Annotated in this window: 18 protein-coding genes; 13 read left to right on the top strand and 5 right to left on the bottom strand. The window is 41.8% G+C overall.

Features of this window, described 5'->3' with window-relative positions:
* The first annotated feature begins 4 nt into the window (after positions 1-4).
* The 5 genes from J7E37_RS05505 to J7E37_RS05485 all read left to right on the top strand — a co-directional run bounded on the left by J7E37_RS05505 (position 5) and on the right by J7E37_RS05485 (position 5,720).
* Positions 5-1,558, top strand: coding sequence for an aldehyde dehydrogenase family protein (locus J7E37_RS05505; protein ID WP_215022843.1), 1,554 nt, complete (start codon positions 5-7; stop codon positions 1,556-1,558).
* Positions 1,559-1,890: 332 nt separating this feature from the next.
* Positions 1,891-2,325, top strand: a complete 435-nt coding sequence (locus J7E37_RS05500; RefSeq protein ID WP_251009498.1) for a hypothetical protein — start codon at positions 1,891-1,893, stop codon at positions 2,323-2,325.
* A 348-nt stretch (positions 2,326-2,673) separates the two neighbouring features.
* Positions 2,674-3,807, top strand: a complete 1,134-nt coding sequence (locus tag J7E37_RS05495; RefSeq protein WP_215022841.1) for a DUF5667 domain-containing protein — start codon at positions 2,674-2,676, stop codon at positions 3,805-3,807.
* Between the two features lie 108 nt (positions 3,808-3,915).
* The gene (gene sigI, locus J7E37_RS05490; RefSeq protein WP_483297197.1) at positions 3,916-4,671 is read left to right on the top strand and encodes an RNA polymerase sigma factor SigI; all 756 of its coding nucleotides are present in this window, start codon (positions 3,916-3,918) and stop codon (positions 4,669-4,671) included.
* A complete protein-coding gene (locus tag J7E37_RS05485; protein WP_215022840.1) occupies positions 4,668-5,720 on the top strand; it encodes an anti-sigma factor domain-containing protein in 1,053 nt (350 codons plus the stop codon). The genes sigI and J7E37_RS05485 overlap by 4 nt, the downstream gene beginning before the upstream one ends.
* A gap of 98 nt (positions 5,721-5,818) precedes the next feature.
* Here the strand turns inward: J7E37_RS05485 and J7E37_RS05480 are convergent, their stop codons facing one another.
* Positions 5,819-6,019: an alpha/beta-type small acid-soluble spore protein gene (locus J7E37_RS05480; protein WP_214777589.1), complete on the bottom strand. Its 201-nt coding sequence runs from the start codon at positions 6,017-6,019 to the stop codon at positions 5,819-5,821.
* A gap of 297 nt (positions 6,020-6,316) precedes the next feature.
* Between J7E37_RS05480 and J7E37_RS05475 the strand changes: the two genes are divergently transcribed.
* A complete protein-coding gene (locus J7E37_RS05475; RefSeq protein WP_214777587.1) occupies positions 6,317-7,672 on the top strand; it encodes a TrkH family potassium uptake protein in 1,356 nt (451 codons plus the stop codon).
* A 26-nt stretch (positions 7,673-7,698) separates the two neighbouring features.
* Here the strand turns inward: J7E37_RS05475 and J7E37_RS05470 are convergent, their stop codons facing one another.
* Positions 7,699-8,046 (bottom strand): DUF3905 domain-containing protein, encoded by a 348-nt coding sequence (locus J7E37_RS05470; RefSeq protein WP_215022839.1) that lies wholly within the window; start codon positions 8,044-8,046, stop codon positions 7,699-7,701.
* A 137-nt stretch (positions 8,047-8,183) separates the two neighbouring features.
* Here J7E37_RS05470 and J7E37_RS05465 point away from each other — a divergent pair, with 137 nt between their 5' ends.
* Together J7E37_RS05465 and J7E37_RS05460 are read left to right on the top strand one after the other, a co-directional pair.
* Positions 8,184-8,345 (top strand): hypothetical protein, encoded by a 162-nt coding sequence (locus J7E37_RS05465; RefSeq protein WP_214777583.1) that lies wholly within the window; start codon positions 8,184-8,186, stop codon positions 8,343-8,345.
* The gene (locus J7E37_RS05460) at positions 8,345-8,488 is read left to right on the top strand and encodes a hypothetical protein (RefSeq protein ID WP_215022838.1); all 144 of its coding nucleotides are present in this window, start codon (positions 8,345-8,347) and stop codon (positions 8,486-8,488) included. The genes J7E37_RS05465 and J7E37_RS05460 overlap by 1 nt, the downstream gene beginning before the upstream one ends.
* Before the next feature lie 31 nt (positions 8,489-8,519).
* Here J7E37_RS05460 and J7E37_RS05455 read toward each other — a convergent pair whose 3' ends face one another.
* Positions 8,520-10,280, bottom strand: a complete 1,761-nt coding sequence (locus J7E37_RS05455; RefSeq protein WP_215022837.1) for a B12-binding domain-containing radical SAM protein — start codon at positions 10,278-10,280, stop codon at positions 8,520-8,522.
* A gap of 115 nt (positions 10,281-10,395) precedes the next feature.
* On the opposite strand from J7E37_RS05455, the gene J7E37_RS05450 reads away from it, so the two are divergent.
* On the top strand, positions 10,396-10,689 hold the full coding sequence (locus J7E37_RS05450) for a hypothetical protein (RefSeq protein WP_215022836.1): 294 nt from the start codon (positions 10,396-10,398) through the stop codon (positions 10,687-10,689).
* Positions 10,690-10,825: 136 nt separating this feature from the next.
* Here J7E37_RS05450 and J7E37_RS05445 read toward each other — a convergent pair whose 3' ends face one another.
* Entirely contained in the window at positions 10,826-11,872 is a 1,047-nt protein-coding gene (locus tag J7E37_RS05445) for an acyltransferase family protein (protein ID WP_215022834.1), read from the bottom strand.
* Between the two features lie 328 nt (positions 11,873-12,200).
* On the opposite strand from J7E37_RS05445, the gene J7E37_RS05440 reads away from it, so the two are divergent.
* The 4 genes from J7E37_RS05440 to J7E37_RS05425 all read left to right on the top strand — a co-directional run bounded on the left by J7E37_RS05440 (position 12,201) and on the right by J7E37_RS05425 (position 18,006).
* The gene (locus J7E37_RS05440; RefSeq protein WP_214777572.1) at positions 12,201-13,214 is read left to right on the top strand and encodes a 2-oxoacid:acceptor oxidoreductase family protein; all 1,014 of its coding nucleotides are present in this window, start codon (positions 12,201-12,203) and stop codon (positions 13,212-13,214) included.
* Complete coding sequence (locus tag J7E37_RS05435; protein ID WP_215022832.1) at positions 13,214-15,508, top strand: thiamine pyrophosphate-dependent enzyme; 2,295 nt, start codon at positions 13,214-13,216, stop codon at positions 15,506-15,508. The genes J7E37_RS05440 and J7E37_RS05435 overlap by 1 nt, the downstream gene beginning before the upstream one ends.
* A gap of 168 nt (positions 15,509-15,676) precedes the next feature.
* Positions 15,677-17,260 (top strand): PAS domain-containing sensor histidine kinase, encoded by a 1,584-nt coding sequence (locus tag J7E37_RS05430; RefSeq protein ID WP_353049983.1) that lies wholly within the window; start codon positions 15,677-15,679, stop codon positions 17,258-17,260.
* A gap of 161 nt (positions 17,261-17,421) precedes the next feature.
* Positions 17,422-18,006 carry a DUF2087 domain-containing protein gene (locus J7E37_RS05425; protein WP_214777568.1) on the top strand — a complete coding sequence of 195 codons (585 nt, stop codon included), beginning with the start codon at positions 17,422-17,424 and terminating at the stop codon, positions 18,004-18,006.
* A gap of 260 nt (positions 18,007-18,266) precedes the next feature.
* Here the strand turns inward: J7E37_RS05425 and J7E37_RS05420 are convergent, their stop codons facing one another.
* The gene (locus tag J7E37_RS05420) at positions 18,267-19,049 is read right to left on the bottom strand and encodes a carbon-nitrogen family hydrolase (protein ID WP_214777566.1); all 783 of its coding nucleotides are present in this window, start codon (positions 19,047-19,049) and stop codon (positions 18,267-18,269) included.
* Between the last annotated feature and the right edge of the window lie 89 nt (positions 19,050-19,138).

The following is a 19,138-nucleotide window of genomic DNA, read 5'->3' as shown; positions in this document are numbered from 1 at the left end:
GTGAATGAACGTGCATTCAGTTGAAGAAGTACGAAAGATGTCTGTTGTGGCACCAGCGACAGGAAAGATTATTGCCGAAATTGAAGAGACGCCTGTCCATGAAGTTCCGTTTTTTTACCAGAAGGCGAAGGAGGGCTTTGGAAATTGGAGCGGCCTTACGATTTCTGAACGGACCCAATATTTAAGGAACCTGAAGCAGCTGATGGTTGATGAAATGGACCAGATTGCCAAAATCATTTCTGATGATACAGGCAAGGTGTTGACCGAGTCAATTGTGGCCGATATTATGCCGACACTTGACGCAATCGACCATATTATCAGGCATGCTGAAAAAGTTCTCAGCAGAAAGAGAGTGAAAACACCTTTATTGCTAATTGGCAAAAAGTCATTTATAGAATATATGCCCCGTGGTGTGGTGCTGGTAATATCTCCCTGGAATTACCCATTGCAGCTGGCGATGGTTCCGATGATCAGCGCCCTGGCTGGAGGCAATTCTGTCATTTTAAAACCTTCAGAAGTTACTCCGCTTGTTGGAAAATGCATAGAGGACTTGTTTCGTCGTTCAGGCTTTCTTGAAGGAGCAGTTCAGGTTGCTCATGGCGGCAAAGAGGTAGGTGCTGCTTTTACTGCGGGCAAACCAGACTATATCTTTTTTACAGGCTCTGTTCGTACAGGAAAAATCATCCAGCAGCAGGCTGCGAAGGATTTAATCCCAACAACTCTTGAGCTTGGCGGCAAGGACCCGATGATCGTATTTGAAGATGCTAACCTAGACAGGGCCGTGAAAGCAGCTGCCTGGGGTGCTTTTACAAACAGCGGCCAGGTTTGCATGAGTGCTGAGCGATTATATGTGCAAAAGTCTATATATGGCAAGTTTCTCGAAAAGTTGAAAAAAGAAGTTAATTCACTTCAGCAGGGCACAGATCTAGATTCTGATGTCGGGTCTATGACTTTTCCAGGCCAGAAAGAAGTGGTGAAGGCTCAACTGGACGAAGCGGTTGAAAGGGGGGCGAAATTGGAGACTGGGCTGAAGCCTTCTGATTGGGAGGGAGGCATGTTCCTCCCGCTGACAGTCATTACTGAAGTGAAGCAAGATATGAAGGTCATCCAGGAAGAATCTTTCGGTCCGTTGCTTCCGGTTGTCCCTTTTGATACGGAAGAAGAAGCGATTGACTATGCCAATGGAACCGTGTTTGGCCTGAATGCCAGTGTCTGGACCAGTGATAAAGCCAAGGCTCGCCGTGTCGCATCCAGACTGGTGTCTGGAGCTGTCGTCATCAATGATGTAATCATTACTGTGGCAAACCATGGCCTTCCTTTTGGAGGAACCAAGGAAAGCGGCATTGGCAGATACCATTCGGAGGCCGGATTGAGAATCTTTTGTCATGAAAAAGCAATCATGGAAGACATGGGTTTCATGAACTCGGAAATTCAATGGTACCCCTATAAAGGCAAATATCCTTTGTTCCTGAATTTATTCAAAAGCTATTTTGCCGACAAAAGAGATTGGCTTAATTTTGCTAAAAACTATATTGCCCTTTTAAAACGCAACAAATAATTTTCAGCCGTCCCGATTTTAGGGGCGGCTTTATTTATGTTTTTGAAGTTTAACATAGGAGAAGTCAGGTTAACTTCTCCAAAAGTTTAGTTTCTGTGTTGGTATTGGATTGCGAAATAAATTTAACAAATAACTGGGAAAATGATAATTCGAAGAGCAATTTGGACAATATAAAACAAGTAGCAAGATGCACAAGATGATGGAAGCGCGGATTTCTAAGTTGTCCTTTTACACCTTGGAAACATCAGCATTCATAATAGCACCAATAATATGACTAAAGGATGAAACATAACGTGGCGATAAAAAAGAAATTAACCAAACTAGAAGCGGTAATGTGGAGCATCGCACTTCCAGGGTTTGCCCAGCTGCTGAATGGAAACCTCATTAAGGGGATCTTCTTTGTCATACTTGAGTTCCTTGTTAACGTGAATAGTAATTTTAATAAAGGAATAATGTACAGCTTCCTTGGGGAGACAGAAAAGGCCATGTATGTCATCGACTATCAGTGGCTGATGTTTTACCCATGTTTATATATGTTCGCCATGTGGGATGCGTATAGGAGCGTTATGCCGGAAGACGAAAAAATAACCTTTTTGCCATTTGTATTTTCTGCCTATTTCGTAACTGTAGGTTTGATGATCTCACCAAAGGTTAAACTATTTGGTTTGTTTCCAGGACCTGTTTTCCTTCCAATGCTATTTGTGATCCCCGGAGTGCTCACCGGGTTTCTGATCAGGAGTTTATTACTTAAGCTTTATTACAACTAGAATTGATGGTTTCCTGATTACATACAAAAACCACTACTTGCCTGCGGTGATCATCTTTCTTTGTTGTAAACGGTCCATCAGATTGCCTATCATCCCCCATTTCCATTAACAGGTCATTGAGATTGAATGCGATAGGCTGTTGAGCCATCTATATTTGCCTCAGTTATATTTTTCAAACCTAAAATTCTTAGCAAATCCTCATATAACCATATTATTTTAATCCTTCAGTCAAGTTTTGGCTGAAGCTTTTTTATTTTTTTCTAAAAAACCCCCATACCATAGTAAGCGTAAACGTAACTTTGTAGTGATTAATGCGGCCGCTCCAAAAACTTATGAGGTGGATGACGAATGAAGAAACTTTCAAACCAAGAGATGAAAAAAATCGCTAAGAGTACATTGGCTCTGGTGCTTGCTGGAACATTTACATTTTCGCCAATTGCAATGGCGGAAGAGAACAATTCTGAGGTTGAGACTGTTGAACTGCAAAATGTCAGCCCGGAAGAGATTGAAGAATCAAAAACACAGGTCGATGAGCTTGAAGAGACGAATCCATCTTTGATTCCTGGGGACTTCTTCTATTTTGCAAAAGTTGCATTGGAGAAAATAAGGCTCGCTTTTACAATTGATAATGCTAAAGAAGCAGAATTGCTTGCTACATACGCAGCAGAACGTCTTCAAGAAGCAAGTGCGTTATTCGCTGAGGGAAAAGAAGAAGAAGCCCTTAAAGTGATCGAAGCTGCTGTAGAATACATGGAATCTTCACAGGAAATTGTAGATGAGGAAGGATCAAAGGAAGTTGCTGACTCAGAAGAAACCGGCACGGAAGATGGAGTTAGCTCTGATGAAGAAACAGAATCTGAAGAATTAACTGAAGATGGCGAAGAGCCTGCAGATGAAGTAATCGCTGAAGAGCCAAGTGACGAAGATGCAGAAGAAGGTTCAGAGATAGAAGAAGTTGTAAGCGAAGACCCTTTCGAAGAGATTGAAGGAATGCTCAGACAGAATATCGTAGCATTGAAAGCCGCTATGGAACATGTTGGCAATGACAATGCAAGAGCACAGCTTCAAAAGAACATTGACAAGACATACGCTAAGATGGCAAAGAAATTAGCTGAATTAGAAGATAAATATGCAGAGAAGCCTGTTGAGGAAGAAGAAGATACCCAAACAGCTGAGCCAGTAGAATTAGAACCAATAGCAGAGCCAGATCTTTTGCCTGCTGATGAAACACCTGATGATGAGACAATGCCTGTAAATGACGACACAACTGTAGTACCAGTAGTATCGCCAAAAGCTGAAAAAGAAAAAGCTAAACAAGAGCGTAAAGCAGAAAAAGCTGCTGAAAAACAAGAGCGCAAGGAAGCTAAACAGCAAAAGAAAGAAGAAAAACAACAGGCAAAGCAGGACAAGAAAGTAGAAAAGAAGTCTAATCACCAGGGAAATAAGGGCAATGGCAACGGAAAAGGCAATGATAAAAACTAATGCAAATGAACAATAGACTCGAAAAGGTAGCCATGAGCGGCTATCTTTTCACTGCCTAACCACAAAAGCGTAATTGACAGACTGTGATATAATGTGGGGAGAAAAGAGGTGAGTCTATTGCTAAGTTTATTGTTCATGGCAAAGAAAAAGCGCAGGCCGCTGGAAGAAACCGTAGAAAAGATCCACCAGGGGGATGCTGCTTTAAGAGAAGAATTGATTGATTCTTACAAGCCATTTATCGCAAAGACTGTTTCGTCTGTCTGCAAGAGATACATACATGAGTCGGACGATGAATTTAGCATTGGCCTCATCGCTTTTAATGAGGCAATCCAGAAATATTCATCTGAAAAAGGCAATTCATTATTAAGCTTTGCAGAAGTCATGATCAAGCGCAGGGTAATTGATTACATCCGCCAGCAGAGCCGGAATCAAAACCTGAGTTTCCATATATCGAATGATCCGACTGAGGAAGAACAACAGAGGTCGACTATTGAAGATGAGCTTTCTCTCGATGATTTCAGGAAAAAGACAGAACGGGAACTGAGAAGAGAAGAGATCATCCAATTCCAAGGAGTATTAAAAGACTTTGATTTGTCTTTCCAGGATTTGCTCGAGCAGTCTCCTAAGCATGCAGATGCCCGTAAGAACGCTATGCTTGTTGCAAAATCAATGGTTGAGAACGAGGAACTAAAGAATTTGCTTTTAGATAAAAAACGGCTGCCAATCAAGCAATTGGAGGACATAGTCAACGTCAGCAGAAAAACCATAGAGAGAAACAGAAAATATATTATAGCAATTGCACTTATTTTAATTGGGGATTATGTATATTTAAAGGATTATATTAAAGGGGTGTTAGAGACATGAGAAAAGGGGTTATCCTTGAAATCAATGATCTTTACCTAACATTGTTGACCCCCGAAGGCGAGTTCTTACGGGCCCGAAAGCTTCAACAAGATTATCAGGTAGGAGAAGAAATTCATTTTTTTCCAGACACGCAAACCGTTAAACAGAAAAAATTTAATTTATCATTTTTAAATAGCTTTAAGACAAGGAGTATTGCGCTTGCAGCAGTATTTATGCTTGCGATGACTGCGCTTGTTCCTGCGTATCAAAACGGACAGGTTTACGCCTATATGTCCATCGATGTGAATCCAAGTATTGAACTGGCAGTCAATGATGATTTAAAGGTCCTTCGTTTGAAAGGGTATAATCCTGAAGGGGAAGAAATCATTGGGGAAATAAAAGACTGGAAAAAGAAGGATGCAGCGGTTGTTGCAGAAATGATCCTTGAGGAAATCGAGGAAGAGGGATTCTTTAAAGAAAAGAATGATGTTGTCATCGCAACGGTCCATAATCAAAAGGCAAATGAATCTGTTGATCAAAAATTAGAAAAAAAGATATCCGAAATAAAAAAATCAACACAAGATGAAGACCTGAATTTCAAGGTGATGGAAGCCACAAGTGAAGACAGGGAAAAGGCCCAAAAACAGGGTGTTACAACTGGTGTATACAAAGAAAAGCTAAAAGATGCACCAAAGCCTGCAGCAAAGCCGGTTGAAAAGGTTAAGAAAGCCACCCCAGAGCATGGAAAGAACAATCCTGCTCCAACAGTTGTTCCACAACCTGAAAAGAAGCACCCACCAGGTCAGGAAAAGAAGAAAGATCCTGAGATTCCAAAAGAAAAACCAAACAATAAGGAAACACCTGCAACTGAGAAAAGCAAAGGGAATAAAAATTCTGGGTTGAACAGTAATGGCAAGGGCAGCAGCAAACAGGTTTATAAAGGCAATAGTAATGGTCAAGACCGACAACAACATAAAAATGAAAAAAGGTTTAACACACAGCAAGGCCCCAAGAGTGACAACAGGGGACAAGCAGGAAAAAGCAAAGACAATCCTGGCAGCAAAAAATAGTTAACAGTAAAAGTCCGGAATCCAATCCGGACTTTTTTCCATGTTCATATTCAATTATTTGAGTAGATAATGGATATCCAAACGTATCTTACAGTCATTTATTGCTGGTTTTGACCAGAGAGCTGTGACTGTGCTTGCTGAACAAGGCGTTTAGTGATTTCTCCTCCGACAGAGCCATTTGCTCTTGAAACTGTATCGGACCCAAGATTCACTCCGAATTCCTGAGCAATCTCATATTTAACCTGGTCCATGAACTGTTCAACGCCAGGAACCAGCAATTTATTTGAATTACGAGCCATCGTTATCAACTCCTCTGATAGTATGCAGAGAAAAATTTCTCTGTATAGATAGTTTGAACATTGCGGGTAAAATCATAAGTGGTAATCTTTTATCCTTTTGGATAATGTTTGCCGTGATTTTTTAACGGTCATCTCCTCTTTAGGTTTCTAATAACCAATTAGGAGTACTTGCAATAAATTAGAGTACAATTCTAAAGAAAGTAAGTTCCGGGAATAACTGTAGGGAAAGTACTTTATTAATCAGGTGATATTCTATATCATAAGTATGTAAACGAATCAGGCTGAAAGGAATCAATTATGTGGCAAAATTTTAGAAAGAACCTTGACAAACTAACACCTGCTCAAATAATTGTATCTTATTATTTAATTGCGGTGGCTGTATCAATGGGCCTGTTAAGTCTTCCAATTGCAATTCAACCCGATGCGAAATGGTCCTTGTTGGATGCGCTGTTCACCGCTGCAAGTGCAGTAAGTGTAACAGGCTTGACTGTCGTAACAACAAGTGAAACATTCACTGTACCTGGAATTTTTATTTTAATGTTTGTTTTGCAATTTGGCGGTATTGGAATAATGACGCTTGGCACATTTTTCTGGCTGATCCTAAGAAAAAAAATAGGATTAAGGGAACGCCAGTTGATAATGACGGACCAAAACCAAACGAGTATGGCTGGGCTTGTCAAATTGTTAAAAGAAATTTTATTTATTATCATATTGATTGAAATTATTGGATCATTAGTATTGGGAGTATACTTTCTTAAGTATTTCCCAACCTGGCAGGAAGCTTTCCTACAAGGGATGTTCGCTGCTGTAAGTGCAACAACCAATGCAGGATTTGATATAACGGGATCGTCTTTGATGCCCTTCGCTAATGACTATTTCATCCAAACCATCAATATTCTATTATTGACCTTAGGAGCAATAGGGTTCCCTGTATTAATTGAACTAAAGGGATACCTGCTAAGAAAGAATAAGAAAACTCCTTATTCTTTTTCGCTATATACAAAATTGACGTCCATTACGTTCTTCGGTTTGCTGTTCTTTGGGACTATTGCAATATTTGTATTAGAATATAATCATTTCTTTTCAAATAAGACGTGGCATGAATCATTCTTTTACTCATTATTCCAGTCAGCAACTACGAGGAATGGTGGCCTGGCTACTATGGATATAAATGATTTCTCCGAGCCAACGTTACTGTTACTGGTGGCATTGATGTTTATCGGCGCCTCTCCAAGTTCAGTGGGAGGCGGAATCAGGACAACTACTTTTGCACTTAATTTGCTGTTCCTTTATCACTTTGCTAGAGGACGAAGGTCTGTAAAGATATTTAACAGGGAAGTACACCAGGAAGATATCATAAAATCATTGGTTGTTTCTATTCTTGCCGTTTTTATTTGTTTTTTTGCCGTTGTCCTTTTGATGGTCACTGAAAATCAGCCTATTCTGGCAATTGTATTTGAAGTGGCATCTGCCTTTGGAACAACTGGGTTATCAATGGGAATTACCCCTGAGTTAACCTCAATAGGCAAAATCGTTATAATTGCCCTAATGTTCATTGGAAGGGTAGGTGTTATTTCTTTCCTATTCATAATAGGGGGAAAGGCTGAGAAGGAAAGCATCCGCTATCCGAAAGAACGGGTGATAATAGGATAAAAAAATCCGGGGAATCCCGGATTTTTTTAGTCCTGACCTTTGCTAACATCTTTTGTAGGGTGCATAAATGGATAGGCCTGCGGCTTTTTCTTTTCCTCAAGAAGCTCCCTGTTTTCAGCTGTGTTCCACCCTATATCATTCGTAGGGTGAACCCATTCATTGCCGGCCATGACTGCTGGATCGGTCTCGTCAGTCCAATTTTCAAGCGGTGAGTTTTCGGATGAGTAAAGACTGTCTCCAATGATAACTCCATGCTCATTCTTGAATGGAGCTTTCATTTCGATGCCTGTATCTTTAAAGCTAGGAGCATTTATTTGATGAGGCATGGTTTCGTCGATATCCAGTGGTTTTAACTCCCGGTCTTTTTTTGCCATAGCAGCTCCTCCTTTTTGAGCTTATTTTTTGCCTTATGCCGTATTTTATTAGATAGTTCCTTTTGTAAAATTAGGTAATCAAATCGGTACATAGCAAATCGCCGATTGAAAAAAATAGTAGCATGGAGGTGGTTAGAATGGCTAAACGGAAGGCAGAAAGAAATGCTTTGGCTAAATATACAAATACACCTAAGAAAAATCTTCAGGAAAGCGAATTTTCTGCAGAGTTTTCCCACGGGGAAGATCCAGGCAAATTTGCCAACAGAAATTCAAAGCAGGGCAGGAAAGGAAGATCGTGATGAAAAAGCATGAAGGTCGGCACCAAAAGCCAATGAACGTTGAGTTTGGCATGGAGTTTGGCGATATTAATGCTGGTAAGCTTTATGAGCTCCCTTTTAATAGAAAAAAGTTGAAAAATAAAGCAGATAAAGAATGTAAATAAAAATCCAGGTAAAGTAAAAAAGCCGGCTGTGTTAAGCCGGCTTTACATCTTTCATCTTAAAAGTGAAGAATTGAGGATGCTCCATTTTAGAATCAAAATAAACAAGCATGTAGGAAGAAGAAGGCTCAATTTCTCCATCTTCAATAAACTTCTCGAGATCTATGGTAATATCCTCAAGCAGTGTATGCTTATATAAATCTTTTTCACTAATGTTCAATTCGGAGTACTGATGACCAAGGGATTCAGGTTTATGGATAATGCCGCGGTATAATTCGGAACGCTCCTGTTTGTCCAGACTCAGTTCCCACCATGGCTTTCTAGGCTTGTATTTCATGCTGGCAAGATAATCATACTTCATCAGGCTTTCGATTGCTTCAAGATTATCTACACCTTTTTCCTGAAGAAAGCGGACCAGTCTTTTGAATAAGTCTTCGAGCTGATGGCCAATCCGGGACCAGCCTTTTGTCTCCCAATAAGAACCGAAATCCTGGAAGAAGTCAAATGGCGATGGGAATACTTTTGTAACCAGATATTCAATGGTACGATCCATCCGGTGGTCATTCCAATATTTCTCGAGTACATCTTCAACCTGCTTGATCTTGATGATGTCATTGAAATTAAGGACATTATTCCCAAGGATTTCATACGGTGAATGATCCATATACACGTAATCATGCTGTTCAGCTCTCAGTCTCAAACCCGTCCCTCTGAGCATCTTCAGGAAGCCAAGCTGTAATTCTTCAGGCCGCATGGCAAACACATCATTAAACGTTTTTTTGAACGAATGATAATCTTCTTCTGGCAAACCTGCAATTAAATCAAGGTGCTGGTCTATCTTGCCCCCTTCCTTGACCATTGTTACAGTACGCTTCAGCTTTTCAAAATTCTGTTTTCTCATGACCAGCTCATTTGTATAGTCATTAGTGGACTGGACGCCGATTTCGAAGCGGAACAACCCGGGAGGCGCTTCCTCGTTCAGGAATTGAATGACCTCTGGGCGCATGATATCAGCAGTGATTTCAAATTGGAACACAGTCCCAGGAAGGTGCTCGTCAATCAGGAAACGGAACATTTCCATTGCGTAGCTGCGGCTGATATTGAACGTTCTGTCGACGAATTTGATTGTCTTCGCACCATTCGCCATTAAATAACGGATATCCTCCTTGACCTTCTCCCTGTCGAAGTAACGGACCCCAACTTCAATCGAGGAAAGACAAAACTGGCAGCTGAACGGGCATCCGCGGCTTGTTTCCAGATAAGTGACCCTTTTAGATAGATGGGGAAGGTCAGCTTCAAAACGATATGGAGAAGGAAGCTCTTTCAAATCCAGCTTATTGCGTTGGGGATTCATTTGGATGCTTTCGTGTTTTCGATAAGCTATGCCCGGTACTTCTGAAAAGTCAGCTCCAGAAGCTAGTGCAGAAAGAAGCTGCTTGAATGTCTGCTCACCTTCACCGATGACGATGAAATCAAACTCCGGCACTTCCTTCATCCATTCCTGTACGTCGTAAGTAACCTCTGGTCCCCCTGCAATGATTTTTATTTCAGGATTGATTTTTTTAATCATCTTGATGACTTTAATGGTTTCTTCAATATTCCAAATATAGCAGCTGAACCCAATAACATCAGGCTGCTTTTGAACTAAATCCGAGACAATATTGATTGCAGGGTCTTTGATTGTATATTCAACGAGCGTCACGTCAAACTCCGGCTGAGCATATGCCTTAAGGTACCTTATGGCGAGGTTTGTGTGTATATATTTCGCGTTAAGCGTTGTTAAAACTATTTTCATTGAAATAATCTCCTTTGTAAAAATCCAGCAGCAAATCAACTTTAAATTATATCTCAGTTTGGACAAAAAAGACAGGTGGAATGCAGTTGAAGAATAAGGAAAAGAGCCATTCTTGATGAATGGCTCTCAGGCGGTGACAAAATCGATGAAAATCGTGTTTGTTTACCGTCTTATTTTGGTTGGTGCTGAAATGGAGCTGTTGATTTCAGTTCCAGGCACTTCGCTTTCCGCGGGGAAGAATTTTGTAAAAGCCCAATTGCCGGCTTTTACAAAAAGCGAATTCTTCCTAGGGCTGCCGGTGAGCCTCCTCGGCGCTATACGCGCCTATGGGGTCTCCCGTTGCCCCATACTCCCACATGACTTTGAAGAGCTTCCTCGAACCTTCCCACGCACGATGGAAATGCGTTAGCATTTTCGGAGGAGTCTTCGTGCCTTGCGCATCAATCAACATGGAGAGAGCGATCTAAAAAAGGGCATAGAAAAAGAGACTGTTTGGTAATTTTATATACCTTTTAACAGTCTCTTTTTTCTACAATGCTATTTGTCTAATTACTCATCAGCTTCCTTCTATAGAACCTGAGGATGGCTGTTAACCGGGTTTTGAGTCGGTTGATCCCTGAGGTTTTGAATTCGATCAGCGGCTGTGCGATGGCTGCAGCGTACTTGCTGGACAACAGGAAGGTCAGCAGCAGTGCGATGACAGCCAGCAAAAGGATACGTTCAGGACTATGGAAGAAGTTCTGAACTTCGCTTTCACGGAAGGTTCGTACAAAAAATCCGTGCAGCAAGTAGACGTAAAGTGTATTCTTGCCAAGGTTTGTAAAGAAATATTGTTTCTTGGGAACGATGGTCAAGAAGCTGAACACCATCAGCAGACTTAATAGATAAAAGCCTAATCGAGTAAACATGCTTGATATTGAAGCTACTTCCATTATTGAATAGGGCTTTGAGCCAAGGAGCCATTTGTAATCTACTTCCGGGTTGAACAAAAATCCTAAAAACACTACAGTGAAGGCCGCCAGTGCTCCAACTTTGAAGGCGGGCCTTGTCAATGTTTTTATGTGGTCCTTCGTTAAATGGTACCCGAGCAGGAACAATGGAAAGAAGACAAAAGTCCTCGAAAGGCTTAGATAGTTGGATATCCAGTCTACATACCCGACACCCAATCCCAATCCAAAAGCAATCAACAGTCCAACGGGTGCCTTAAGTTTTGAAAAACCAATCAGCATAAGGTTCCAGCAGAATAAGCTGATCAAAAACCATAGAGACCAATGAGGGTTCAATGGATCCATCGTAAAAGTAGACTTGCTGTAAAGGAAATAATAAAAAATAGAATAGATCAGCTGAAAAATAAAATATGGCAATATTAACTTTTTGGCAATTTTCATTACATAGCCTTTTTTATTGAAGCCTCTTGCAAAAAATCCCGAAACAAGGATAAAGGCCGGCATATGGAATGTATAAATGACTTTATAGATATTGTAAATCGTTTCATTGTCTTCAATGAACGAGCGCAAAAGATGGCCAAATACGACGAAAAAAATCAAGATGAACTTGGCATTGTCAAAGTAGTAATCTCGCTGTTGTTTCATATTTCCTCCCTTAATTAGAGACCCCCAAAATACTAACCCTTTTTTACCCCTGTAAGGATAAAAACAAACCAGGCTATTTGCTCAAAATTAAGGAACAAGCTCCTAAAAAAGGAAAAAGTATTTCTGTACTATTACAATTCTATTTCTGTTATATAAAAGGTTTTTCATTATAGCATACGGCTTAAGTCTAATATTTTTGGGTGTGTTTCAAAAAAAAGTTCAAATGTTTGATATATGTCACAGCTTAATGATTGTAAAGTCTATAAAATTATTAATGGGGAATGTTTTAAAGTCAATTACCTTTATAACTAAATTGGGGAGGGAGATTATGTCTATCTTACCGAAAAAGAATGAATTGGGTTTTTATGAGATAAGGCTAGAGTCGATTGGAGGGCTAGGTGCAAACCTTGCTGGAAAGATGCTTGCGGAAGCAGGTGTTCTGGGCCTTGGATTAAACGGTTCTAACTTTTCTTCATATGGATCGGAGAAAAAAGGGTCGCCGGTGAAAAGCTTTGTCCGTTTCTGTGAACCAGATACTGAGATCCGGGTCCATAGTCCAATAGAAGAGCCGCATGTTGTCGGTGTATTCCATGAGGCACTTTATAAAATGGTCGATGTTGTCAGCGGCTTGCGCCCAGACGGGATCCTGCTGGTGAATTCGACGAGAGACTTTGACGAGATCAAAAAAGATCTTCATCTAGAGCATGGAACACTTGCGATTGTTGATGCACTTTCCATCGCCGTCGAGGAGAAAACGAAAGTAAATACTGCAATGCTTGGAGCGTTGTACCGCATTATTGATTTCCTGGATCCCGAAGCGATGAAAAATGTAATCCGCAAAACTTTTGAAAAGAAATATCCTCATTTAGTTGAGCCGAATATCAGAACGTTCGAGAGAGGCTACAATGACGTTCAATTTAAAACATACGCACCTGAAGAAGGAGCACTGGGCAAAGAATTTAAACGTCCAATGCCGCTGCTTGGATATGAAACACAGGAAATCGGCGGTGTGATTACGGCGCAGGCAAACAGCGTCCTCAAGGATTTAAGCGGTTCCAGACAGGGATTCCTGCCTCAATTCAATCAGCAGGAATGCATCAACTGCGCTGCATGTGATACTGCATGTCCTGATTATTGCTTTGTTTGGGAAGAAGGAGAGGACAAACGCGGCAGAAAGCAAATGTTCCTAAAGGGAATCGATTATCAATATTGCAAAGGCTGCCTGAAGTGTGTTGAGGCATGTCCTACTGCTGCGTTAAGCGAGCTGAGGGAAATGATTGGCTATGCTGAGGAGAATCAAGTGAAACATAATTATCCTTATGTGACTGGAGGGGTTTCTTAATGTCCGTTCTTGAAGAAAATGTGAAGGCAATGAGTACAGCAGAACAGGTGACAACCTTTGAATCCGGAAATGAAATGGCAGCAATGGCTGCAGCTCAGATCAATTATCATATCATGGGCTATTTCCCGATCACCCCTTCTACAGAAGTTGCACAGTATCTGGATATGATGAAATCCAGGGGAGAACATGATATCAAATTGATCCCTGCAGATGGAGAACATGGTTCAGCAGGCATCTGTTATGGAGCTGCAGCAACCGGAGCCCGCGTGTTCAACGCAACAAGCGCGAACGGTTTGATGTATATGCTTGAGCAGCTCCCGGTCCAATCCGGTACACGTTATCCGATGGTCTTGAACCTGGTAACTCGTTCAATCAGCGGTCCGCTTGATATCCGTGGTGACCATTCAGATTTGTATTTTGCGTTAAATACAGGATGGGTGATCCTGACCGCCAGGACACCACAGGCTGTCTACGATATGAACATCATGGCCCTGAAAATCGCAGAACACTCTGATGTGCGCCTGCCAGTCATGGTGGCTTATGATGGCTTCTTTACATCCCACCAAAAGCGCAAAGTGAACTATTTCAAGGATCGGGCTGTAGTCCAGCGATTTGTTGGCGAAGCACCGACTGAATATAATTTTGCCAGAGATCCAAAGAAGCCGTTGACAATCGGAGCCCACATGAATGGCGACGATTTGATCAACAACCACTTCCAGCAGTCAGAAGCAATGTACAGAGCGAAAGATGTTTATAAAGAAGTGGCGGCAGAATATGCCAAACTATCAGGACGCAACTATGATATTCTAGACCTTTATCAAATGGAAGATGCAGACGTAGCGTTGTTCCTGTTGAACTCTGCGGCTGAATCTGCTAAGGATGTTGTAGACAGGCTTCGTGAGAAGGGAATCAAGGCTGGTGTCATCAGCCCTAATATCATCCGGCCATTCCCTGCACAGGAAATCAGGGAAGCTTTGAAGAATGTCAAATCACTTCTTGTTGGTGAGCGCGCAGATTCCTACGGCGGACATGGGCCAAACCTGACGCACGAAATTAAGTCCGCACTGCAGGAAGACAGGGAAAATGCGACAATCGTCCAGAGCAGGGTGTTTGGACTTGGCGGCAAAGACTTCTATGCAGATGATGCTGAAGCATTTTTCTCTATGGCAATTGACGCTATGGAAATAGGATATGCAGAAAAGCCGTTCGACTATTACGGACATGTTGCTGGCGATCCTGAAAAAGCGTTGAAGCAGGTCATTGAACCGCAGCATGGCGATGTCTATAATTCAGGACTGATCCAGGTAACAAGAGATGAAGAAAAGAATAAACTGAATGTCAAAATTCCGCCTTTAAGAGCCTTGACTACAAAGCCGAAACGAATTGCATCAGGTCACGGCGCGTGTCCAGGCTGCGGCATCTTCGGCGGACTGGAGCTATTCTTTAAAGGAATTGAAGGAGACCTGGTTATACTTTTCCAAACGGGCTGTGCTTATGTTGTCACAACAGCGTATCCTCACACATCCCATAAGCAGACGACAATCCATAACCTGTTCCAGAATGGTGCAGCAACGTTATCAGGTACTCTCGAAGCATTCCTTGAACTGAAGCGCCGCGGTGAAATCGAAGTGTCTGCAGATGCAACCTTCGTAATGGTAACCGGCGATGGCGGTATGGATATCGGCATGGGGTCTGCTATCGGTACGGCACTACGCGGACACAAACTGATCATGCTTGAGTATGATAACGAAGGGTATATGAATACCGGCTCCCAGCTATCATACTCAACTCCTTTTGGCCACATGACGAGCACATCAAACGTCGGCAAGGCACAAAAGGGTAAAGCATTCCATCATAAGGATACTGCCCAGATCATGGCATCTACCAATATACCTTATGTGTTCACTGGAACGGAGGCCTTCCCGCAGGACCTTGTCAAGAAGGCTGCGAAGGCACAGTGGTATGCGCAAAATGTAGGTACTGTTTACGGTAAGCTTTTGATAACATGCCCGCTCAACTGGAAATCGGAAGACCGCTTTGGCCAGACAATTGTCGAAGCAGCTGTGAACTCGAACTTCTTCCCGTTATACGAAGTGGAACAAGGTATCACAAACATAACCTATGATCCTGAAGCAAAAAACAAGAAGATTCCATTAGCTGATTGGTTGAAATATATGGGGAAAACCAAGCATTTATTAAAAGAAGAAAATAAAGATATGCTTGTAGAATTTGAAGAAGAAGTCGAAAAAAGATGGCAGCGTCTGAAGGCTAAACATGAGAACGAATACCTATAAGAAACGAAGAGAAGCCATTAATTTGGCTTCTCTTTTTGTTTTACAAACTACTAAACGATGGTTGAAAAGAAAGCAGAATATCCAGGAAATAATCACGATTTTAAAGGGATTTTTACCATCCTTGTAGAAATTACTAGAAAAATGGGAATCCGACAAGGAGGCTTTCTGGTGAGTAGTGCTAACAAGGCAGATGAGATTAAAGCACTGAAGGAAAAAATAGCCGCTTTAGAACAAGAAAATTCCTCATTAATAGAGAGGATCAATAGCGATCAGAGAAAAGCATCCGACTCTTTTGTACATAAGGTCCCTGCAGAAGGCCCGGCAACAAATTTCGCTGATAGATTCAGTACGGACGAGGGTTTGCTGAAAAGCTTTTTCATGGATACATTGGATGGGATTGTGTTCTGGGGGAAATGTGGTCAAATCATTGCAGCTAATGAAGCAACCTGTAAGATTTTCGGGCTCACACAAGATGAATTGTTAAAACATAAAATAACGGACTTTATCTATAAAAAAGACGAGAAATATAGAGAGATGAAACAAACGATCAATGAAAAAGGTGCATTGCGTGAGGAAACTCTCTTTTTGCTCCCGAATGGGGAGAAAAGGATGCTTGAATTTACTGTAAAGCTCAATGCTGGCGATGGCTATCATATGACCATTGTCCGTGATGCAAGTGAGCGCTATTATATGGAACAGCGGCTGCGGAAAAGTGAAGAGCGCTTCAGGAATATTTTTGAAGGATCAATTGAGGGGATGATTCTTTGGGAGGAGGATTGCAAGCACTACGAGATTAATCCTTCAGGAAGGGCAAAACTCGAATTGAAGCCGGAAGACCTGAAAGAGGAAAACTTCCAGAAGCTGTTCATGAATCTCGGACTTTCCGAAGAATTGATCGATGAAAAAATCGAGGCATTGCTTCGTAAAGGGAGGCTGGACGGCAGGATTACCATTCCATATGAAGATGGCCGGATGAAGCATTTTGAATACAGTATCAAACGTCACTTGGTCGACAATTTGAATCTCATTGTGTTCAGGAACATCACTGAAAAAATAGAGATGGAAGCCCAGCTGCATAAGTCAGATACGCTTAATATGCTAGGGGAACTGGCAGCAGGCATTGCCCATGAAATCCGTAATCCAATGACCGCGCTAAAAGGGTTCATCCAGCTGCTCGAGAGCAGCTCGGGTGATGCTTATTCGCTATATTTCCAGGTAATCAAGACCGAACTGCAGAGGATTGATTCAATCATCAATGAGTTCCTGGTCTTGGCCAAACCGCAATCAATTAAATTTGAATATACCGATATTTCAAGAATCATGGATGAGACTGTGGCCCTTCTTAGCGCACAGGCGGTGCTCCATGATGTGCAAATCAAAACCGTTTATGACGATGATTTGCCGGAACTTATGTGTGAGCCTAATCAATTAAAAAAGGTCTTTATCAATATCATAAAAAACGCACTAGAAGTCATGTCAAAAGGGGGTTTTGTGACTGTGACTGTCAGTCAGGCTCCAGGGAACAGAATACATATCTGCATCAAGGATGAAGGCGAAGGAATCCCGGCCGATCAGATCAAAAAGCTTGGGAAACCTTTTTACACCACAAAGGAAAGAGGAACAGGGCTCGGTCTGATGGTGAGTTTCAAAATCATTGAAGAACACGGGGGTACAATCGAAATAGAGAGCGAAGTGGGGCACGGAACTATTTTTCATATTTATTTGCCAATAACCAAGGAAGCGTCTGATTGAAATCAATCAGGCGTTTTTCCATGGGTGGATGCGGTGCCATAAAAGGGGTCCATCCAGGAGAAATAAAAAATTCTCCAAATCCCCTTTAAATTTCGCAAAGAATGCTTTAATATTAGATGTATACCTAATTAGATGAATATTAAATTAAATGGAGTGTTTTTATGCAATTGGACAAAATTGTCGCCTTCCATAAAGCGATGGGAGACCCTACAAGGATCAGGATTGTGGCATTACTAGCGAACGGGCCGCTTCATGGCCAGGCGATTGCCGGAAAGCTGGGCCTTACTCCGCCAACAATCACACATCATATCAAGAAACTGCGGGATATCAATGTCATTGTTGAGCGCAGAGACAAAAATACAATTTATTTTCACCTTAATGAATCAGTAATCAAGCAACAGGCAAGGACGCTAGGCAGGTTAATCGAGAAAAAAGAAGGGAAGGTGGAAGCTATGATTGAACAAAATATCGAAAGGCAAAAGGTGATCGATAATTTCTTTACGAAAGACGGTAAATTAAAAAATATACCGGCACAACGGAAGAAGAGACTGATGGTATTTGAATACATGGTCCGAGGTTTGAAAGCCGGAAAAAAATATCCGGAAAAGGATCTGAACGAATATATCACGAAGTTCCACGAGGATTATGCGACAATCAGAAGAGAGTTCATCATCAATCATTACATGTATCGTGAAAATGGGATTTATGAATTGAACCCTGAAGAAATGTGGGCAAAACCTGAGTGATTTCCCTCTAGAACAGCATTAAAACCGCCCTAGGCATTGTCCCTGGGCGGTTTTTCATAGTGTTTAGAGAATCAAACAAGTGTGAATAACTATTGGGTTTTCCTAATCCAGCTCCAGCGCCTAGCACCTCGAGACGCTTGTCTAGCTGCGGCTCCTAACTCCTCGAGACGTTTCGGTCCTGCCAATGAAGTCAAAGAGCGACTTCACTGTCAGGCCCTCCAACGCTTGTCGGAGTTGGGCAGTCGCCTCCGCTTTTTGTTTTAATATAGTTCTGGCCTGCGATCCGTAAAGATAGGAATCTTGCTCCTTGCTTCCTTAACCTCGTCAAGCTCGATTTCCGCCAGGAGGATTTCCTCGCCTTCTCCACCTTCAGCGATCACTTCACCCCATGGGTTAATGACCAATGAATGGCCGGCGAAAGTATTGTTAGGGTCTGAACCAGCACGGTTGCAGGCTACTACAAAGCATTGGTTCTCGATTGCACGGGCGATGAGCAATGCCCGCCAGTGTTCCAACCTCTGGATTGGCCATTCAGCGACAACAAACATCGCTTCGACATCATGGAGTGCATGGGCACGGACCCATTCCGGGAACCGGATATCATAGCAGATCAGGCCGGCAAATTTGTGGCCATCCAAAGAGAACAACCCCTTTTCCTTCCCGGCAGCCAGATACAAATGCTCATCCATTAGCTTGAACAAGTGAAGCTTGCTGTAGGTTCCCGCATGTACTCCATTTTTATCAAATACAAGCAATGTATTTTCAATGCCTGATTCTGTTTTATTGGCAACAGAACCGCCTATGAAATGGGAGTTGTATTCCAAGGCAGCATCCTTGAAAAACGCTTTGGCTGCTTGTGCATCCTCTTCCGCAGTGTTTTTTAAATTATTCAGGTCATACCCTGTAGTCCAGAGCTCCGGAAGGATTATGATATCAGGTTTTTGAGAGTTTGCCTCTGCAATCAGTTTAGATGCGTTTTTGTAGTTTTGTGCAGGATCCCCAAAGGCAATATCCATTTGCAGGCATGCAATTTTAAATTTCATCCTTCATCACCGCCATACTTTCTGAAAATTATATCTTTACAAGTTACTCTTTACGTTATATCATTTGTGACTAGAATTTCAATTAAAAT

Source organism: Bacillus sp. ISL-39 (genome assembly GCF_018613295.1).
In the GTDB taxonomy this organism is placed as follows: Bacteria; Bacillota; Bacilli; order Bacillales; family Cytobacillaceae; genus Mesobacillus.
Note: the sequence above shows the minus strand (reverse complement) of the source record. Positions and strands in the feature narration are given on the sequence as shown.